Here is an 18,509-nt window from a genome sequence, read left to right as displayed (position 1 = left end):
TAAAGCAGTTATCGACGCAATTGGTTCAGAACGAACAATGATTCGATTCTCTGCTCATAAAGCAGATATACCAAATTACATGTGGGAAGATCCAGAAATGGCTATTCGTACATTTGTTGAGGCATTTAAGGAAGCTGGTGCAACAATGATCCACCCATCGATTATGCAATTTGATCGAGTGCTTGCAGATGGAAAAACGATGCATCAATTAGTCAGAAAATACTGGGATGGTGTCATTATTGGAGTGGGTACATTAAATCCAGAAATGGCGAATCAGGCGATTGAAGAAGGAATAATTGATGTTGCTGCTTTCGGACGTCCATTCATTTCTAATCCAGATTTTATTCATCGTTTAAAAAATGGTGAAGCATTGGAAGAATATGATGCTAAGAAGCATCTTAATACATTAATTTAAAGTGCAAAATGAGAAAGAAGCTTAAATAGCTTCTTTCATTTTGTTATTTCAGTTTATGTGCTTGAGTTCAAGAAGGTAAGGCAGTAAAAGTAAATAAGAATAGCGATAAAAAGCTACAATATTAAAGTGGCATTAACTCATATGCAAATTACTGAATTAACTATAAGTTCGGATAACAGAAGGAGGTTGGAACAAAAAATTGTCTAACTCTTTGAATAAATATTCTAATTCTTCTATAAAAAGTGATTCTAAAGGAATTAAAAGATTGCTTCCTTTTTTAGGTCCTGCCTTTATTGCTGCTGTGGCATATATCGACCCAGGTAATTATGCAACAAACATTTCGGCAGGGTCTAAGTATGGATACACATTATTATGGGTCATATTAGTTTCTAATTTAATGGCTGTTTTGATCCAGACGATGTCTGCCAAGTTAGGGATTGCAACGGGTAAAAACCTTCCTGAAGTTTGCCGAGAGAAATTTTCAAAGAAGACTTCAATTCTTTTATGGCTTCAAGCTGAACTTGTAGTTATGGCAACAGACCTTGCAGAATTTATTGGTGCATCGCTTGGAATTTATTTGCTTTTTGATATCCCACTTGTTTTAGCTGCTATTATTGCAGCCATTGGTTCAATCGTAATTTTGGAGATTCAAAGGCGAGGAGTACGTCCGTTAGAAGCTGTAATTACAGCAATGATTTTTATTGTAGTTATAGTTTTTGGGGTTCAAGTTTTCTATGCAGCACCAGATGCAGTGGCAATTCTCTCTGGTCTTTACACATTCAAATTTCAGGATGTAGATAGCGTATTATTAGGAGCTGGTATGCTGGGAGCAACAGTGATGCCACATGCCATTTATCTGCATTCTGCCTTAACACAAAATAGGATTGTTGGAGAAACCGAAGAAGAACGGAAAAAGATTTTTAATTATGAGTTTGTAGATGTCATTATTGCGATGATTATTGCAGGTGGGATAAACGCGAGTATGTTAATCGTATCAGCGGCTTTATTTCATAAAAACGGACTAAACATAAGTGATTTAGAAGTTGCCTTTAATGAATTTGGAAAAATACTTGGACCATTTGTGGCTGTATGTTTTGGAATTGGATTGTTATCTGCTGGATTATCTAGTTCTTCAGTTGGTACCATGTCAGGTGACATCATTATGCAAGGCTTTATTAAACGACGCATACCTATTTATTTGAGACGATTTATTACAATGATACCGCCGTTAGGAATAATTTTAATGGGAATTAATCCTTCTAAAGCTCTTGTAATAAGTCAAGTTGTCCTCTCTTTTGGAATTGCTTTTGCTTTAATACCTTTAATAATGTTTACAAGTAACAAAAAACTAATGGGAAAACTTGTAAATCATTCAATAACGTCAATCTGTGCGTGGATAATTGCTGTACTTATTATAACTCTTAATTTATTTTTGTTATATCATACTTTTTTTAACTAAAGAAGGCATAACTACAAAGTGATATTTCCTTAAAATTAAATAAATCCTTTTACAATTGATTAGGGCTGCTTTATAGTAGCTTTCGTGTAATTATTTCGAATTATCGGAAAACTCATTACTTTGTAGAAGAAAGATTAAACACAAAAAAACATGAACGAATAGAGTTAATAGCAACAGTGACAAATTTGGTGAAAGCGGAATGAGTAATAGATGAATCTACAATTCAAATAAGTTGAAGTCAACAGTAATTCTCTGTTGGCTTTTTGTGCTGAACTGGCAAGAACAATGCGTAAAATAAAAAATCTCGATTCTAAGATATTTTTGCTTGACGAAAATAATTTCCGGAAGTATTATAGTTACGTAAAGTAACCTAATACATCAAAAATAACTTAAGAACTAAAAGTTATTTTCTTTTGATTTATATAATTCACATTAAAATTTGAAGGGAGTGAAATATATGGTGGAAGTGACAGTTAAACTTCAATTGAGAGGTAAAAATTACCTGACGAATGTAATCGTTAAAAAAGATACACCTGAAGAACAAATTTTGCGTATTGCACAGAAACAAATCGAGAAACAATGGTTAAATTAAAACAAATGAATTTCGATTTCTTCTAGTCCTTAAATGAAAGGAGTAAAAGTCCTTGAATGAAAAAAAAGAAGTTGGAGAAAGAGCTGTAGAGTACGTGAAGGATGGAATGATAGTTGGGCTGGGAACGGGGTCCACTGTATTGTTTACCATATCTAAACTTGGAGAATTAGTTCAACAAGGACTTTCTATTAAAGGAATCCCTACTTCCAAACAAACGGAAAAATTGGCAACAGAAGTAGGAATCCCACTTGTTTCATTTAAAGAAATTGATCAAATTGATGTCGCTATAGATGGTGCCGATGAAGTAAATCGTGACTTAGCTCTCATTAAAGGAGGCGGGGGTGCCCTTTTAAGAGAGAAAATAATTGCGAAAGCAGCTAATACATTTATTGTAGTAGCGGACCCACACAAAATAGTGGATAAATTAGGAGGTTTCCCACTGCCAGTAGAAGTCGTTCCTTTTGGTCATGAAATGACAAAGAAATATATCCTAGAGCTTGGATGCAGTCCGCAGTTACGGCAAAAAGATGGAATCCCATTTCGAACTGATAATGGTAATTTTATTTTTGACTGTAGCTTCCCAGATATTACTCATCCTGGAGATCTTGAAAGAGACCTGAATATGATACCCGGCGTGGTTGAAAATGGACTGTTTATTGGAATGGCTGATATCGTCATTACCTTGAATAGAAGTAAGGAAATTGTCATTAATTTACGAAAATAGTTGAGGATGAATGGGAAAAAATAAATTGAGTTGTCTCTATGGCATTCTTTTATTAGTCTTTAGTTTTAAGGAAGTATTTTACAATTATAAGGAGATATAACAATGGAATCAATGACCTTTGTCTTATTTGGAGCAACTGGGGATTTAGCTAAGAGGAAAATATTCCCGGCCCTTTACAATTTGTATATTGATAAAAAATTACCTCAACCAATATCTATAATTGGACTCGGAAGAGGCGAACAATCACATGATGATTTTCAAGAAAAAGTAAAAGAATCGATTTTAACCTTTTCGCGCCGCCTCGAGCATGATGTGACGGATATGGAGGAATTTGTTGAGGCTTTTCGCTATAGCAGGTTTGACGCAAACAAAATAGAGGATTATCAAAAATTGCTGCAAGTGGTAAAGCAAAGAGAAGAAGAACTGCAAATTGCGGAAAATCGTTTGTTTTACCTTTCCGTTGCACCTGAATTTTTCGACCTCATTTCATTAAATATAAAAAATAGCGGACTTGGTGCAACAAGTGGATGGAAACGTTTAATTATCGAAAAACCATTTGGACATGACCTCCAATCCGCTCGTGAGCTTAATGCAAAACTTAGCCAAGCATTTGATGAAGAGGAAATTTATCGAATTGACCATTACTTGGGTAAACCAATGGTTCAGAACCTTGAGGCTCTGGAATTTGCGAACCCGATACTCCAATCCATTTGGAACAAGGATCATATTGCGAATGTCCAAATCACCGCCAGTGAGACGGTTGGCGTTGAAAAAAGAGCTGGTTATTATGATCATGCAGGGGCGATACGCGATATGGTGCAAAATCACATGATGCAATTGCTCATGATGACCGCCATGAATTTGCCTTATAAGATAAACGCGACTGAAATCCGAAATGAGAAAGGGAAGGTAATGGAAGCCCTTCGCCCTATAGGAAAAGAGGATGTTCAAGCCCATATTGTTCGTGGACAGTACATTTCCGGAGAGATAGAAGGTAATCCAGTGATAGGTTATAAAGAGGAACCAGGAGTAAATCCTTCTTCTCAAACTGACACATTTGTAGCAGCTCGTTTATGGATTGATAATCCGTTTTGGAGCGGTGTCCCTTTCTATATCCGGACAGGAAAAAGAATGAAGGATAAATCGACTCGGATCGTCATCGAATTTAAAAATACTTTAAAACTACTGTATAAACATAATCAGCAAAATGTGGTGCCTAATCTATTGATTATTGAAATCAGCCCGAAAGAAAATGTTTCTCTTCAATTAAATAGCAAAAATCCATTGAATAACGGGAAAATCGAACCTGTTAGAATTAATTTTTCTTGTGAAGATGTAGAAAACTTTAGCTCAGGAGTCCCAGAGGCTTACGAAAGACTGATTTACGATGCTTTAATCGGAGATTCCACATTCTTTGCTCATTGGAAAGAAGTTGAATTGTCTTGGGAGTGGGTACAGCCGATTCTGAATGCATTTGAGGAAAATATGTCACCGCTTCATGAATATCGTTCAGGTTCATATGGGCCAGATGCCGCTGAAGCCCTATTATCAGAAAATGGCTTTAAATGGTGGCTGGATGAAGAAATTGAACAAAACAGAGAACCCGCACATTTGAAATAACAAATATCCAGGAGGATATAGACTATGTCACAAAATATTGAGAACTTAGCAGTTACAACCATTCGAACTTTATCAATCGATGCCATCAATGCGGCAAATTCCGGGCACCCAGGTCTCCCAATGGGGGCAGCACCAATGGCATATGCATTGTGGGCGAACCATTTGAATCATAATCCTGATAATCCAAAATGGTTTAACCGTGACCGATTTGTTTTATCTGCCGGACATGGATCCAGTTTATTATACAGCCTGCTTCATTTGTCCGGTTATAGTGTCACAATGGATGATTTAAAGAATTTCAGAAAATTGAACAGCAGGACGCCAGGGCATCCTGAGTTTGGCCACACACCGGGTGTTGAAGCGACAACAGGTCCTTTAGGCCAGGGTATTGCCAACGCAGTAGGGATGGCAATGGCGGAAGCTCATTTAGCGGCAAAGTTTAATAAAGAAGGACACCCTGTTATTGATCACTATACGTATGCATTAGTCGGCGACGGTGACCTAATGGAAGGTATTTCTTATGAGGCGATGTCAATGGCCGGGCATATGAAACTTGATAAGTTGATTGTCTTGTACGATTCAAATGATATCTCCCTTGATGGGGAATTGAATGTTTCCTTTTCTGAAGATATCAAGAAAAGAGTGGAATCTGCACACTGGAACTATTTAAGAGTGGAAGACGGTAATGACATTGAAGCCATTTCAAAGGCAATCGAAATGGCAAAACAAAATACCGGTCAACCTAGTCTGATTGAAATCAGAACGATTATCGGTTATGGAAGCCCTAAGGTTGCCGGAACAAATAAAGCACACGGTGCACCACTTGGAGCAGAAGAAGGAAAGGTAACAAAAAAGGCCTATAACTGGCTGTATGAAGAAGATTTCTATGTACCTGATGAAGTCAAAGCACATTTTGAACAATTAAAGGGTAAGGGAATCGATACTGAACAAAGCTGGAATAACTTATTCCAGTCTTATAAGCAAGCATATCCAGAATTAGCAGAGCAATTATCCCATGCCATTGATGGAAAAGTGCTGATCGATGCGAAAGATATCTTAACCTTTGATACAGGAAAGGCCGTGTCAACCCGTGTTGCCAGCGGGGAAGCAATCAACCATTTTGTAAATAAAGTTCCAGCTATTTTTGGCGGCAGTGCTGACCTATCCCATTCTACAATGACCGAAATTAAAGGAGAGCAAATTTACGCAGTTGAGTCTTATAGTGCTCGTAATGTTTACTTTGGTGTACGTGAACATGCGATGGGGGCTGCAGCAAACGGGATGGCTTATCATGGAGGATTAAAGCCTTTTGTAAGTACATTCTTTGTATTCAACGATTATCTTCGTCCGTCGATCCGTTTGGCAGCATTATCAAAGCTTCCGGTCATCTATGTATTTACACATGATTCGATTGCCGTAGGGGAAGATGGTCCTACGCATGAGCCAATTGAACAATTGGCGGCCCTACGCGCGATACCTGGATTGACTGTCATAAGACCGTCTGATGCAAATGAAACGGCAAGCGCCTGGGCCTATGCACTTCAGCAAACAGAAGGCCCAGTGGCATTGATTTTAAGCCGCCAAAACCTGCCGGTATATAACGAAACAAAAGCGAATCTGGATAATATTTCTAAAGGAGCTTATATACTGACTGAAACAACTTCGACACCAAATGTAATATTATTGGCTACAGGTTCCGAAGTCTCATTGGCTGTAAACGCAAAAACAGAACTAGAAAAGGAAAATATATCTGTTCGAATTGTTGCGATTCCAAGCTGGGAATTGTTCAACCAACAATCCTCAGAATATAAAGAATTTGTGTTGCCTTCTTCTATTACAAAACGCGTCGCCATTGAAATGGGAATATCCCAAGGATGGGAACGCTTCGTTGGATTCGATGGAAAAATATTATCTATTGAAAACTTCGGTGCATCAGGAGACGGTAACGCAGTTATGAAGCAGTTTGGATTTACTACTGAAAATGTCGTTCAAATGACGAAAAGTGTTCTAAATCAATCAAAAGTAGCAATGGAAAGTGCTAAATAATCAATAAATTGTAACCATTATTGGAGGAGATTAACATGAAGGTTGGATTAATAGGGTTAGGGAAAATGGGTTTAAATTTAGGGAAAAATTTATGTGATCATCATCACGAAGTCGTTGCATTTGATGTAAATTCTAAAGCTGTTGAAGAAATAAAAAGTTATGGGGCTGCAGGTGTGTCAAGCTATGAGGAACTTCTTCAATCATTAGAAAAACCAAGAATTGTTTGGATTATGGTTCCCCATGATGTGGTTGATTCTGTTATTGGTGAAATCACGCCGTTCCTCGAAAAAGGGGATATTATCATTGAAGCAGGTAACTCCCATTATAAAGAATCCATTCGCCGTTACAATGAATTGAAAGAACTAGGCGTGAGCTTTATGGATGCGGGCACTTCAGGCGGGACGGAAGGCGCCCGTAATGGGGCATGTTATATGGTTGGCGGCGATCCGGAAGCATGGGAAGTCGTAGAACCGATCTTCCGGGACACAGCAGTGGAAAATGGGTACCTTTATGCAGGCAAAACAGGAAGCGGCCACTTCTTAAAGATGGTTCATAATGGAATAGAATATGGAATGATGGCTGCCATTGGTGAAGGATTTGAAGTGCTTGAAAAAAGTGAATTTGATTACGATTACGAAAAGGTAGCAAAAGTATGGAATAATGGCTCTGTCATTCGTTCTTGGCTGATGGAATTGACAGAAAATGCTTTTTCTAAGGATCCAAAATTGGATGAGATTAAAGGAATCATGCATTCATCTGGTGAAGGAAAATGGACTGTCGAAGCTGCTCTAGATCTTCAAGCTGCCGTTCCAGTCATTGCAATGTCTCTATTGATGCGATATCGGTCCCAAGAGAATGATACCTTTACAGGAAAGGTCGTAGCTGCATTAAGAAATGAATTTGGCGGACATGCTGTTGAAAAAAATAAATAAGGCACCTTTATTCATTTAAATTGGAGGAAAAAAACATCATGAAATTTTTTATTGATACTGCAAATTTAGACGAAATCAAAAAAGCGTACAAAATCGGAGTTCTATCCGGTGTTACGACTAACCCATCATTAGTGGCAAAAGAAGGTGTAAAATTTGAAGACCGTATTGCAGAAATCCTAAATGCCGTTCCTGAAGTGGAATCCGTATCTGCGGAAGTGACTCCCAACGCTATAACAGCTGAACAAATGATCGCAGAGGCAAATGAACTCATTAAAATTAATGGCGGGGATAAAAATATTACAATTAAACTTCCCATGACATTAGATGGATTGGAAGCATGCAGATATCTTACAAAAAAAGGTGTAAAAACGAATGTTACCCTTATATTCACCGTAAATCAGGCACTTTTGGCAGCACGCGCAGGAGCAACCTATGTTTCACCATTCTTGGGCCGGTTGGATGATATTAGTGAAGATGGTGTACAACTTGTAGCACGGATTGCAGAATTGTTCCGTGTGCAAAATTTAGGTTCACAAATTATCGCCGCTTCTGTCCGCCACCCGGACCATGTAACCCGTGTGGCATTGGCTGGAGCACATATTTCAACGATACCATTCAAGGTAATTGAGCAATTGTCTAAACACCCATTAACAGATCAAGGAATTGAAAAATTTGCAGCTGACTGGAAAAATTCACTATAAAAATTAGTGAGCCCTGAGAGCGTTAGAAATTTTCAAAAAACATGATGAATTTTCTAACGCTCTTAAAATGACATTTGAGATAAGGGAGAAAAATAAAATGACGATTTCTTTTGATTATACCAACGCACTCTCATTTATGCAGCAGAGTGAAGTCGACAACCTTACCGAATTTGTAAAAACCGCCCATCATATGCTTCACGAGAAGAAAGGCCCCGGTTCTGATTTTTTAGGCTGGGTCAATCTGCCGAATGACTATGATAAAGAAGAATTTGCAAGAATTAAAGCAGCAGCTGAGAGAATTCGCAGTAATTCGGATGCATTAATCGTTATCGGAATTGGCGGTTCTTATCTTGGGGCAAGAGCAGCAATTGAAGCCCTTTCCCATACCTTCCATAACCAAATGGGCAACAAGACACAAATTTATTTTGCCGGTCAAAATATTAGTGCTACGTATATTTCCCATTTGCTTGATGTAATAAAAGACAAAGATATTTCCGTAAATGTGATCTCCAAATCAGGAACTACAACAGAGCCAGCGATTGCTTTTCGCATCTTCCGAGACTATATGGAGAAAAAGTATGGGAAAGAAGAGGCGCGAAAACGGATTTATGCAACAACCGATCGCTCAAAAGGGGCTTTAAAAACGCTTGCTGATGGAGAGGGATATGAATCTTTTGTCATTCCTGATGATGTAGGAGGAAGATACTCAGTATTAACCGCAGTGGGTCTACTACCTATAGCTGTGTCCGGTCTCAATATTGACAAAATGATGGAAGGGGCGGCAGCTGCTGCAGACAAGTATAATAATCCGGACTTGGGTACAAACCAAAGCTATCAATACGCGGCTGTGAGAAATGCACTATACCGGAAGGGAAAATCCATCGAACTTCTAGTAAACTTTGAACCATCCCTTCATTTTGTGTCTGAATGGTGGAAGCAGCTCTTCGGAGAAAGTGAAGGGAAGGATCAAAAAGGGCTCTACCCTGCTTCCGTCGATTTTACAACGGATCTTCATTCTATGGGGCAATATGTGCAGGAAGGCCGTCGCGATTTAATTGAAACAGTTCTGTCGGTTCATAAGCCAAAAATCGATATAACCATTGAAGAAGAGGAATCTAACCTCGATGGATTGAATTATCTAACCGGAAAAACAATGGACTATGTCAACAAAAATGCTTCTCAAGGAACCGTATTGGCTCATGTAGATGGAGGAGTGCCAAACCTTTCTGTCGAGCTGGATGAATTAAACGAATTTACTTTTGGAGAAATGGTTTACTTCTTCGAAAAAGCATGTGGAATTAGTGGTTTATTAATGGGAGTAAACCCATTTGATCAACCAGGAGTGGAAGCGTATAAAAAGAATATGTTTGCACTGCTTGGCAAACCGGGATATGAAGCAGAAAAAGAGAAATTGTTAAAACGGATTTCTAAATAATTTCATCAAACAAACACCCTTATCTTCCTGTTTTAGCAGTCAAGGTAAGGGTGTATTTTTCATTTAAGAGCGTTAAAAAATTTTTGCTGCTTCCTTTGCGGTAATAATGGCTTTTTCTTTGATTTCTTGGGCTCTTTCTGGAAATTGAAGGTGTCCTTCTATGATAATTTTTTCCAAGTTTTGTACTCCAAAAAAATTCATCATGACTTCAAGATATCGATGCCCCATTTCCAATTCCGCTTCTAGTCCCTCCGAATACACATCTCCCCGAGCTTGAATATGTATCGCCTTCTTTCCTATTAATAGGCCCTTAGATCCTTGTTTGGAATATTTAAAAGTTTTACCTGATACAGCTACAGCATCAAGATAGGTCTTCATGATGGCAGGGACAGAAAAATTCCACATTGGGGTAACAAATACATATTTATTTGATAATATGAATTGTCCACCCAGTTCGGCTAAACGTCCAACCTTAGACCTTTCCGCGGATGTTAATTGCTCAAATGATGTACCTGTCTGAAGTTTTTCCCAGCCATTAAATACATCTGAGTCAAGATAGGGGATGTCTGCTTTATATAAATCAAGGTGGACAATTTTATCCTGAGGATGAAATTCCTTATAAGAATCGATAAATGCTTTTCCAACTGTTAAGCTATATGACCGTTCGGGGTCAAGAGGATGTGCTGTTATATAAAGAACATTTGCCAAAAATCTCATCCTGCCTTTCCTAAATTTACCGTTTATCCTTATGTGAGTAAAAACCCTTCTAAAATCTTATTAGTAATTTTCTTTCATCCAATTCGTTGCCCACTGACTAATAGGGCCAAGAATTTTCCCTAACTCGTGTCCCTTTTTCGTTAATAAATACTCTGTTCTTACTGGACGCGTAGGAATAACATGACGTAATACAATTCCATGCTCTTCTAATTCTTTCATTCTTTCTGTCAACACTCGTTTACTTAAGTCAGGTATAATTGAGTGAATTTCACTAAAACGCTTTGGGCCGCTTAATAATACATATATAATTAACCCTGTCCATCGTTTTCCTATTAATTCAAAGGATTTTTCAACCTCTGGTTGAAGGTTTTCCTGTCCTTCCACTAAATATCTTACCCTCCTTCATTCATACACACATTTTATTTCTTATGAACTTATTGTAACCAAATATGCATAGTAAAAAAGTTTATTAATAAAATTTTTGTTTAAAGTAAAAAAGGGAAATTTCCATAAATTCAAAAATTTTAGTATAGAGATGAGGAAAATCTAGAGGAAATTTATAAAGAAGTTAATAGGAAATCAATGGGGAAAAGCAGTTTTATTATTATAAGCTTTTCCCCTAACTAATGTTTATTAAATAATAATACATGATTTAACATAAGCTAAACTCAAGCTATTATTTTCCTTTGTATGGCAAATTTAACATCTTCATAAGTGACTTTTAATAATTTTTCCAAAAGGGCTTTATTAGCTTTTAATTTACTAATTTCCTTTTCAAAAATTCCATTTTCCGTTTTGAGATTACGGATCATTGTCATTACAAATTGTTTAAAATTAAGCGATTCAATTAATAAATAATTTATTAATTCTATTGCTGCATCCTTTTCCTCTTCACTTTTAGAGGCAAAAATACTTTGTTGATCTGGCTCAAATATGGTCAATGATTGTAAATTCTCTGTAATTCGTATACCAAAGTATGCTTTTTTAGTTCCATAATATTCATTAGCCCTAATCCTAATTAATTCTAAGCCGACCATAAATTCATAATAAGGATGGGCTTTTTCAGGATATTGGATACCGCCTATTTCAATGTTTGTATTTTGATCAATATAAATTTCTTTTTCTGACTTAGTTTGAATAACTTTGGATTCTAATAAGTTCACTTTAATTACCTCACTTTTTATCTTTATTATATAGCATAACAAATAACTAAAAATAACATGTATATAAAAAGTAACCTTGTTACATTAATATTGTAGTAAAAATGGGTAATAAAATCAATATGTAAATTTTAGAGGCATAATTATCATAACCTGCCAACCAGCAATAGGGAGATATGAAAGAATTCTTTTTAAACATAAATAAAATGGTTGAATTAACTTCTAAATTATATTACTATTATTTCGAATTAAAATTATCTTAATTCGAAATAAAAAGATGATTTTAGTTTAAAACTAAAACGGTTCGAAATGAAAGGAAAGAAAAAAATGACAAAAGTATTGTACATTACTGCTCATCCCCATGATCACAATCAATCTTTCAGTATGGCAGCAGGAAAAGCATTTATTGAAACTTATAAAGAAGTAAATCCGAATGATGAAATTGTTTCGATTGACCTTTATAAGGAAAATATTCCACAAATTGATGCTGACGTATTTAGCGGATGGGGGAAACTCCAATCTGGGAAAGGATTCGAGGAACTTTCTTCTGAAGAGCAAGCTAAAGTTGGGCGGCTTTCAGAGTTATCTGATCAATTTATTTCAGCTGATAAATATGTATTTGTAACACCTTTATGGAACTTTTCATTTCCACCAGTTATGAAGGCATATCTTGATTCTGTTTCCGTTGCAGGTAAAACCTTTAAATACTCAGAACAAGGTCCTGTAGGATTATTGACGGATAAAAAAGCGCTACATATTCAAGCTCGTGGCGGTATTTATTCAGAGGGTCCTGCAGCTCAAATGGAAATGGGACACCGCTATCTAAATGTGATGATGCAATTCTTCGGAGTTCCTTCTTTTGAAGGTTTATTTGTAGAAGGACATAACGCAATGCCAGATAAAGCTCAAGAAATTAAAGAAAATGCAATTGCAAGAGCAAAAGATTTAGCTCATACTTTTTAATTGATTGGCAAATTAATAGCATAACAAATTTATTAAAGAGTCAACAAAATTGTTGGCTCTTATTTTTTTGATTGAAGATTAAGATTGGGCTTAATTACGTTCCGATTAAAAGTGCATTAGATAAAGTGTGTGAAATTTATTTTCAGTCCGATACAAAAATTGACTGGATATAACGAAAATCGAGTTTATCTTTAGCGGTACATTTTAGCTAGCTGGTGCCTTAAGCCTTACTTAAGGTTGCAAGTCCTCGTTCTCTTAATTCTCCTCGTTTCCAAAAATAAAAACGTTGATGAAGTAGTAGAAATAGTCCCCATAGGTCAAGCTAAATAGCAAAATGGAATATTATAGAACCTTAAAAGATAAGGATGGTGCCTTTCAGATGAGGAAGGAAATAGTGGTTAAGCAATTTACAACTCCGTTGGATGCAGGGGCGTTCACTTGCAACGGATCCACATGGGTTCGCTCATGATGAAACACACGCAACAATGGGAGAAAAATTGATGTTGCCTTCACAATATGAACCTCATAGAGGACAAATTGAGCACAAATTGTTTCCGATTGAAGTAAGGAATTTAATTAATTCACGAAAAGGAATGGTTACTTTGCTTTCAATAGACCCATCCGCAAATACCGAAAGAGAAAATTATAAATTCTTAATAGGAAGTATTATACCTAGACCGATTGCTTTCGTCACAACGATTTCGAAAGATGGTATTTTGAATGGTGCACCATTCAGTTATTTTAATATTGTGACAGCTAATCCACCAATGATATCAATAGCGATTCAACGGCCAGAAGGAAGACAGAAGGATACAGCGAGAAACATCATCGAGGCCAAGGAATTCGTTGTCCATATTGTGGATGAACAAAATGTTGAAAAAGTAAATAGAACAGCGGCAATCCTTCCTCCTGATCAGAGTGAGATTGAGTTAGCAAATTTTACACCAATTGAAAGCATAAAAATTTCTGTTCCAGGAGTAAAGGAAGCAAAAATCCGAATGGAATGCGTTTTAGAACATTCCGTAGAATTAGGAGGATCGGAATCACCTGGCAGTGATTTAATTATCGGAAAAGTTGTCCAATTTCATATTGATTATGAAATTTATGAAAAGGGAAGAATAAACCCTAGGGGCTTAGCCGCTGTAAGCCGATTGGCTGGTAATAATTATGCAAAAATTGGAGAGATTTTTGAAATAGAAAGACCTAAATAACTTCTTGTAAATCCCTTTGGTATAAAGAATTTTAATAAGAGGAATTATTAAAATTGAATTTTGATATTAAATATTAAAAGAATGAACAGGAGATAATGAAATGACAGCATCGAAGGATTTTTATACCGCAGTAGAGGAACGACGTACCTATTATGGTATAAGCAGTGAACCAGTTGTATCTGATGAAAGAATTCAAGAGGTAATAAATCATGCTGTAAAGCATACCCCATCAGAATTTAATACTCAAGCCCAAAGAGTAGTTCTTTTATTAGGAGAACATCACACTAACTTGTGGAGTATTACAACTGAAACGTTGAGAAAAATCGTTCCAGCTGAAAAGTTTGCTCCTACTGAAGAAAAAATGAATGCCTTTGGCAGTGGATTTGGCACCGTTTTATTTTTTGAGGAAATGGCAGTAATTGAATCTTTTCAAAAACAATTTTCGTCTTATGCCGAAAATTTCCCTGTTTGGGCTCAACAATCAAATGCGATGCTTCAATATGTAATTTGGACCTCGCTGGAAATTGAAGGGTTTGGTGCTTCATTACAACACTATAATCCACTTATTGACGATGAAGTTAAAAAGAAATGGGGAATTCCAAGTAGTTGGAAAATGATAGCCCAAATGCCATTTGGTAAGCCGACAGCTTCACCTAGAGAGAAACAATTCCTACCAATAGAAGACCGTGTAAAAGTATTTAAATAAAATTAAGGCTTTGTTAAACTTGCCTGTTGATTGGAGCGAAAGAAGCTCAAGTTGGGGTGCAATGAAAAAACTAATCGGATACAATTCCGATTAGTTTTTTTTATTTGTCGCAATTTATTATGGCATGGGTGGGACAAATTACTAATTAATCAAAATGACTTGTAGAAGGGATCAAGAAAACGTCCAGTAACAGTTGCGGAATGCTCAAAAAAGTAAATAGAAAACAACATAACGAATCGTAAAGTTATTCGATTATTTTATTTGTGGTAAAAAAATATGAGGTAAGGTGTAAAACTTAGGATTGAAAATAAAAGCAAGGGCAACATAAATTTGAATTTCTAATAAAGTTTTAATTTTATTATTTTTAAATGAAAGGGAGATTGGCAATATGGTTAATGTAAATCTTGCAATCATCTTATATAGTTCAACAGGTACAAATTATCAGTTAGCACAATGGGCTGCTGAAGGGGCGAAGGAAGTTGGTGCAGAGGTTAAAATATCAACAGTTCCAGAATTAGCTCCTCAATCAGTTATTGATTCTAACCCTCCATGGAAGAACTATTATGAGGAAGTTGGAGTATGCATTCCAACAGTATCACTAGGAGATTTAGAATGGGCAGACGCAATTATTTTCAGTGTTCCAACTCGTTTTGGTAATATGCCATCACAAATGAAACAGTTTTTAGACACAACAGGTGGTTTATGGTTCAATGGGAAACTCGTTAATAAAGTGGTTAGTGCGATGACATCCGCACAAAACCCACATGGTGGACAAGAGGCAACCATATTGTCGCTTTATACAACGATGCATCACTGGGGAGCGATTATTGCAACTCCAGGATATACTGATAAAGTGATATTTGGCGCTGGAGGAAACCCATATGGAACAAGTGTTACTGTTGATCAGAATGGGAAAATGGTTGAGGAGCAATCTGCTGTTCAAGCTGCCGTTAAGCATCAGGCAAAACGCACAGTTACAATAGCAGAATGGGTAAAAAAAGCTATTCAATAATTAATTACCTAGTTACTTCAGTGGAGAAAAAATCAAAAATAAAGAAGCTAATAAGTGAGGATGAGCTCGATTATAACCAGTTTGGACCTAAAAGAATCTCTTGAAAATGTTCGTTAATTTTTTATTGATTTTCACCAGTAGTATCAAACTAGATTTTATTATTATTACATACTGTTTTATAAAAGTACCATTTCCAAATTTTTAATAGAATCAATATTATTAAGGATCCTTTCAGTATGGGATCCTTTTTTATATGTCTTTATTGGATTAATTTACTATTTTATATTAACAGAACATCTTACTAATACTATAATGGATCAGTTTATAAATCATGAAAGTCAAATTTATTATGATGAAATGTCAGATTCTCCCTGGTATAGATATCTTGAAAAAAATGGAACTTTGCATGAAGTGTGGTTTGAAGACCCTCGTAGTCTACTTACTAAATTCCGGCTAGTTAATGAATATGGATTAGGAGAGTTAGGCTGCTGGCATTTAGGTACCACTATGCAACAAATAGAGGAGATATTACTAAAGGAATTTAATTTTCAATAGTCTACACGATAAAATGTATTTGGAGGGATCCGTGCATGGATAGTAATAATTGTGACTTTTCACCCATGAAACAACATTTAGAAGATGGTATTCAAGAACTAATTCTCCTACTGCAATCTAATTTAGACATACTTGGTAAAGAAAATTATTGTGTATTGGGAAGTCTCGAAGATGTTAAACAACATTTAATTGAAATTGAAACAATGGCTGCCTCTTTTTACTTAAATTGTTATTTATCATCTTTTACTGACACTTATGAAGATTTATCCACTACTGTTCAGAATCTTTCGAATCATAGACATGGTGGCCTGATTGTAGTTCAACGTGTTGATTCCGTTGAGCCTATTATTCAAAAAGGAACGACAATTGGAGCATTAGTAACGCCTAAATTATTGGAAGCCATCTTTTACCCAGGGAACCCGTTGCATGATGGGGCTGTTTTAATTAAGGGAAACGAAGTGGTTTCTGCAGCTAATGTCCTTCCTTTAACAACAAAGAATATAGTGGGTAAAAAACTGGGGACACGTCACAGAGCAGCTCTTGGGATATCAGAAAAAAGCGACGCCCTAGCATTAGTAGTATCCGAAGAAACGGGCAAAATTTCATTTGCCTTAGACGGAAAACTATATCCTATTAATACTAAACAGCCCATTGTTTTTTAAGGTCATAAACTAAAGAATTGCCTGTTTCAAAACAATTTGAGCTATTACTATGATAGAAAATTTATTATTGGAGGTTCCTATGATAAAGAAACTTTTGTTTTTGTTAATTTCAGCTAGTGTGGTCTTAATGACTCCCATTTTCGCTTTTGCTCAAGTCATCCATGAAGTGAAACCTGGTGATAGCCTAACCAAAATATCAAAACAATACAAAATAGACGAAGAGGGCCTAGCTAAGCTGAATGGTTTAGCTAAGAATACTCAACTAGTCCTTGGACAGGCAATGATGATACCTGGTTCCACTTATTTTGTTCAGCAAGGTGAAAGTATTTGGGAGATTGCTAATCGTCACGCAATTAGTGAAATAACATTAATGAGACAAAATCATTTAAAGAGTCGAGTACTTGTCCCTGGTCAGAAATTAAGTATCCCAAGGCCGCCAAAAATGAATATTTGGACTGGAACTTATTTTGTTCCAAAAGATAAGAATTCAAATGCTTGGATGCTGAATAACTATAAAAAGACTCTTACTAGTATTTTCGTGTTTGAGTATAGGTCCGATGAACAAGGAAATATCATTGAAACACCAGAAAACGAGGCGCATAAGATTGCTTGGAAAGAAAATCTTCCACCTTTTGCCACACTAACAAATTTAAGTGAAAAGGGGTTTGATCCTAATCTTACTCATCAGTTAATAAGTACGCCATGGTTACGACAAAAATTTGTCAATAATATATATTCCCTTTTAGATAGTCACGATTACAAAGGAGTAGTAATCGACTTTGAACAGGTAAAAACAAAAGATCGGGCTAACCTTAACCAGTTTATTAACGAATTAGCTTCAAAGCTTCATCCGTCAGGAATGGAAATTATGATGGCTGTTCCGCCAAAAGAAGGCGATCAAATGCCATCTTATTCTGCAGGTTATGATTATCGAACGCTTGGGAAATACCTGGATAGAATGTTTTTGATGACGTATGATTGGCATTGGCCAGGAGGACCTTCAGGGCCAATTGCTCCGATAGACAGAGTGAAAGCTACACTGAATTATGCAGTTTCTGTTGTAGATAAATCAAAGTTAATGCTTGGAATTCCTCAATACGCATATGATTGGGTTATAGGAACAAATAAGCGTTCTGGTTCTGCTTATTCCACTCAACATGCCATTGATTTATACACAGGATATCAAAGTCCGGTACACTATAATGAGAATGCTGCTTCACCTTGGTTCCGTTATGTTGACAATAAAGGAAATCTACACGAAGTGTGGTTTGAGGACCCACGCAGCTTACTGGTTAAGTTTCGACTAGTTCGACAATATGGACTAGCTGGAATGGGGTGCTGGCACTTAGGTCTAACCATGCCTCAAACAGAAAAAATGTTACTAGAGGAATTCAATGTGCACTAATATTGTTATCCCCTTAATACAATCAATCTCTTCCAGGGGACATAAAAAATGCTATTGACTTGTTTTCAAGAGTAGACCAATAATTTGTAAAAAACCTGTTATTCTTGCAGAGGGGTCTAGACTAACCTAAAAAAATGAGACACTATAAAACACCTTCGAAATGGTACACTTAATAAAAGTGCTAAATCGGAGGT

17 protein-coding genes and 1 pseudogene are annotated in these 18,509 nt (G+C 36.4%); 15 read left to right on the top strand and 3 right to left on the bottom strand.

From position 1 onward, the window contains the following. The 9 genes and pseudogenes from ABES02_RS01685 to ABES02_RS01645 all read left to right on the top strand — a co-directional run. Nucleotides 1-415 (top strand): annotated as a pseudogene (locus ABES02_RS01685) (alkene reductase); the annotation flags it as partial. 199 nt (nt 416-614) lie between these two features. Further along, nucleotides 615-1,874, top strand: a complete 1,260-nt coding sequence (locus ABES02_RS01680; RefSeq protein WP_430129894.1) for an Nramp family divalent metal transporter — start codon at nt 615-617, stop codon at nt 1,872-1,874. Nucleotides 1,875-2,331: 457 nt separating this feature from the next. Then, complete coding sequence (locus ABES02_RS01675; protein WP_335714940.1) at nt 2,332-2,466, top strand: BA3454 family stress response protein; 135 nt, start codon at nt 2,332-2,334, stop codon at nt 2,464-2,466. A 52-nt stretch (nt 2,467-2,518) separates the two neighbouring features. Next, a complete protein-coding gene (gene rpiA, locus ABES02_RS01670; RefSeq protein ID WP_430129891.1) occupies nt 2,519-3,190 on the top strand; it encodes a ribose-5-phosphate isomerase RpiA in 672 nt (223 codons plus the stop codon). 102 nt (nt 3,191-3,292) lie between these two features. Then, nucleotides 3,293-4,810, top strand: a complete 1,518-nt coding sequence (gene zwf, locus ABES02_RS01665; RefSeq protein ID WP_430129889.1) for a glucose-6-phosphate dehydrogenase — start codon at nt 3,293-3,295, stop codon at nt 4,808-4,810. Nucleotides 4,811-4,834: 24 nt separating this feature from the next. Further along, nucleotides 4,835-6,856, top strand: coding sequence for a transketolase (tkt, locus tag ABES02_RS01660; protein WP_430129886.1), 2,022 nt, complete (start codon nt 4,835-4,837; stop codon nt 6,854-6,856). A gap of 35 nt (nt 6,857-6,891) precedes the next feature. Then, entirely contained in the window at nt 6,892-7,788 is an 897-nt protein-coding gene (gnd, locus tag ABES02_RS01655; protein WP_430129884.1) for a phosphogluconate dehydrogenase (NAD(+)-dependent, decarboxylating), read from the top strand. Nucleotides 7,789-7,826: 38 nt separating this feature from the next. Then, a complete protein-coding gene (gene fsa / locus ABES02_RS01650; protein ID WP_430129881.1) occupies nt 7,827-8,489 on the top strand; it encodes a fructose-6-phosphate aldolase in 663 nt (220 codons plus the stop codon). Nucleotides 8,490-8,586: 97 nt separating this feature from the next. Next, the gene (locus tag ABES02_RS01645; RefSeq protein ID WP_430129878.1) at nt 8,587-9,924 is read left to right on the top strand and encodes a glucose-6-phosphate isomerase; all 1,338 of its coding nucleotides are present in this window, start codon (nt 8,587-8,589) and stop codon (nt 9,922-9,924) included. 72 nt (nt 9,925-9,996) lie between these two features. Here the strand turns inward: ABES02_RS01645 and ABES02_RS01640 are convergent, their stop codons facing one another. The 3 genes from ABES02_RS01640 to ABES02_RS01630 all read right to left on the bottom strand — a co-directional run bounded on the left by ABES02_RS01640 (nt 9,997) and on the right by ABES02_RS01630 (nt 11,804). After that, nucleotides 9,997-10,632 carry an FMN-dependent NADH-azoreductase gene (locus ABES02_RS01640; protein ID WP_430129875.1) on the bottom strand — a complete coding sequence of 212 codons (636 nt, stop codon included), beginning with the start codon at nt 10,630-10,632 and terminating at the stop codon, nt 9,997-9,999. A 69-nt stretch (nt 10,633-10,701) separates the two neighbouring features. Beyond that, complete coding sequence (locus ABES02_RS01635) at nt 10,702-11,025, bottom strand: winged helix-turn-helix transcriptional regulator (protein ID WP_430129873.1); 324 nt, start codon at nt 11,023-11,025, stop codon at nt 10,702-10,704. A gap of 284 nt (nt 11,026-11,309) precedes the next feature. Further along, entirely contained in the window at nt 11,310-11,804 is a 495-nt protein-coding gene (locus ABES02_RS01630; protein ID WP_430129870.1) for a hypothetical protein, read from the bottom strand. Nucleotides 11,805-12,128: 324 nt separating this feature from the next. On the opposite strand from ABES02_RS01630, the gene ABES02_RS01625 reads away from it, so the two are divergent. The 6 genes from ABES02_RS01625 (at nt 12,129) to ABES02_RS01600 (ending at nt 18,315) form a co-directional block, all read left to right on the top strand. After that, nucleotides 12,129-12,764, top strand: a complete 636-nt coding sequence (locus tag ABES02_RS01625) for an FMN-dependent NADH-azoreductase (protein WP_430129907.1) — start codon at nt 12,129-12,131, stop codon at nt 12,762-12,764. Nucleotides 12,765-13,366: 602 nt separating this feature from the next. Further along, nucleotides 13,367-13,975: a flavin reductase family protein gene (locus ABES02_RS01620; RefSeq protein ID WP_430129904.1), complete on the top strand. Its 609-nt coding sequence runs from the start codon at nt 13,367-13,369 to the stop codon at nt 13,973-13,975. A gap of 100 nt (nt 13,976-14,075) precedes the next feature. Next, on the top strand, nt 14,076-14,681 hold the full coding sequence (locus ABES02_RS01615) for a nitroreductase family protein (protein ID WP_430129867.1): 606 nt from the start codon (nt 14,076-14,078) through the stop codon (nt 14,679-14,681). 388 nt (nt 14,682-15,069) lie between these two features. Beyond that, nucleotides 15,070-15,693: an NAD(P)H:quinone oxidoreductase type IV gene (wrbA, locus tag ABES02_RS01610; protein ID WP_430129864.1), complete on the top strand. Its 624-nt coding sequence runs from the start codon at nt 15,070-15,072 to the stop codon at nt 15,691-15,693. Nucleotides 15,694-16,283: 590 nt separating this feature from the next. Next, entirely contained in the window at nt 16,284-16,910 is a 627-nt protein-coding gene (gene cdaS, locus ABES02_RS01605) for a sporulation-specific diadenylate cyclase CdaS (protein WP_430129861.1), read from the top strand. A gap of 79 nt (nt 16,911-16,989) precedes the next feature. After that, a complete protein-coding gene (locus ABES02_RS01600) occupies nt 16,990-18,315 on the top strand; it encodes a glycosyl hydrolase family 18 protein (protein ID WP_430129858.1) in 1,326 nt (441 codons plus the stop codon). Nucleotides 18,316-18,509: the final 194 nt, after the last annotated feature.

The organism is Neobacillus pocheonensis (genome assembly GCF_050477905.1).
Lineage (GTDB): Bacteria > Bacillota > Bacilli > Bacillales > Cytobacillaceae > Neobacillus > Neobacillus pocheonensis_A.
This window is presented reverse-complemented; position numbering and strand designations above follow the sequence as displayed.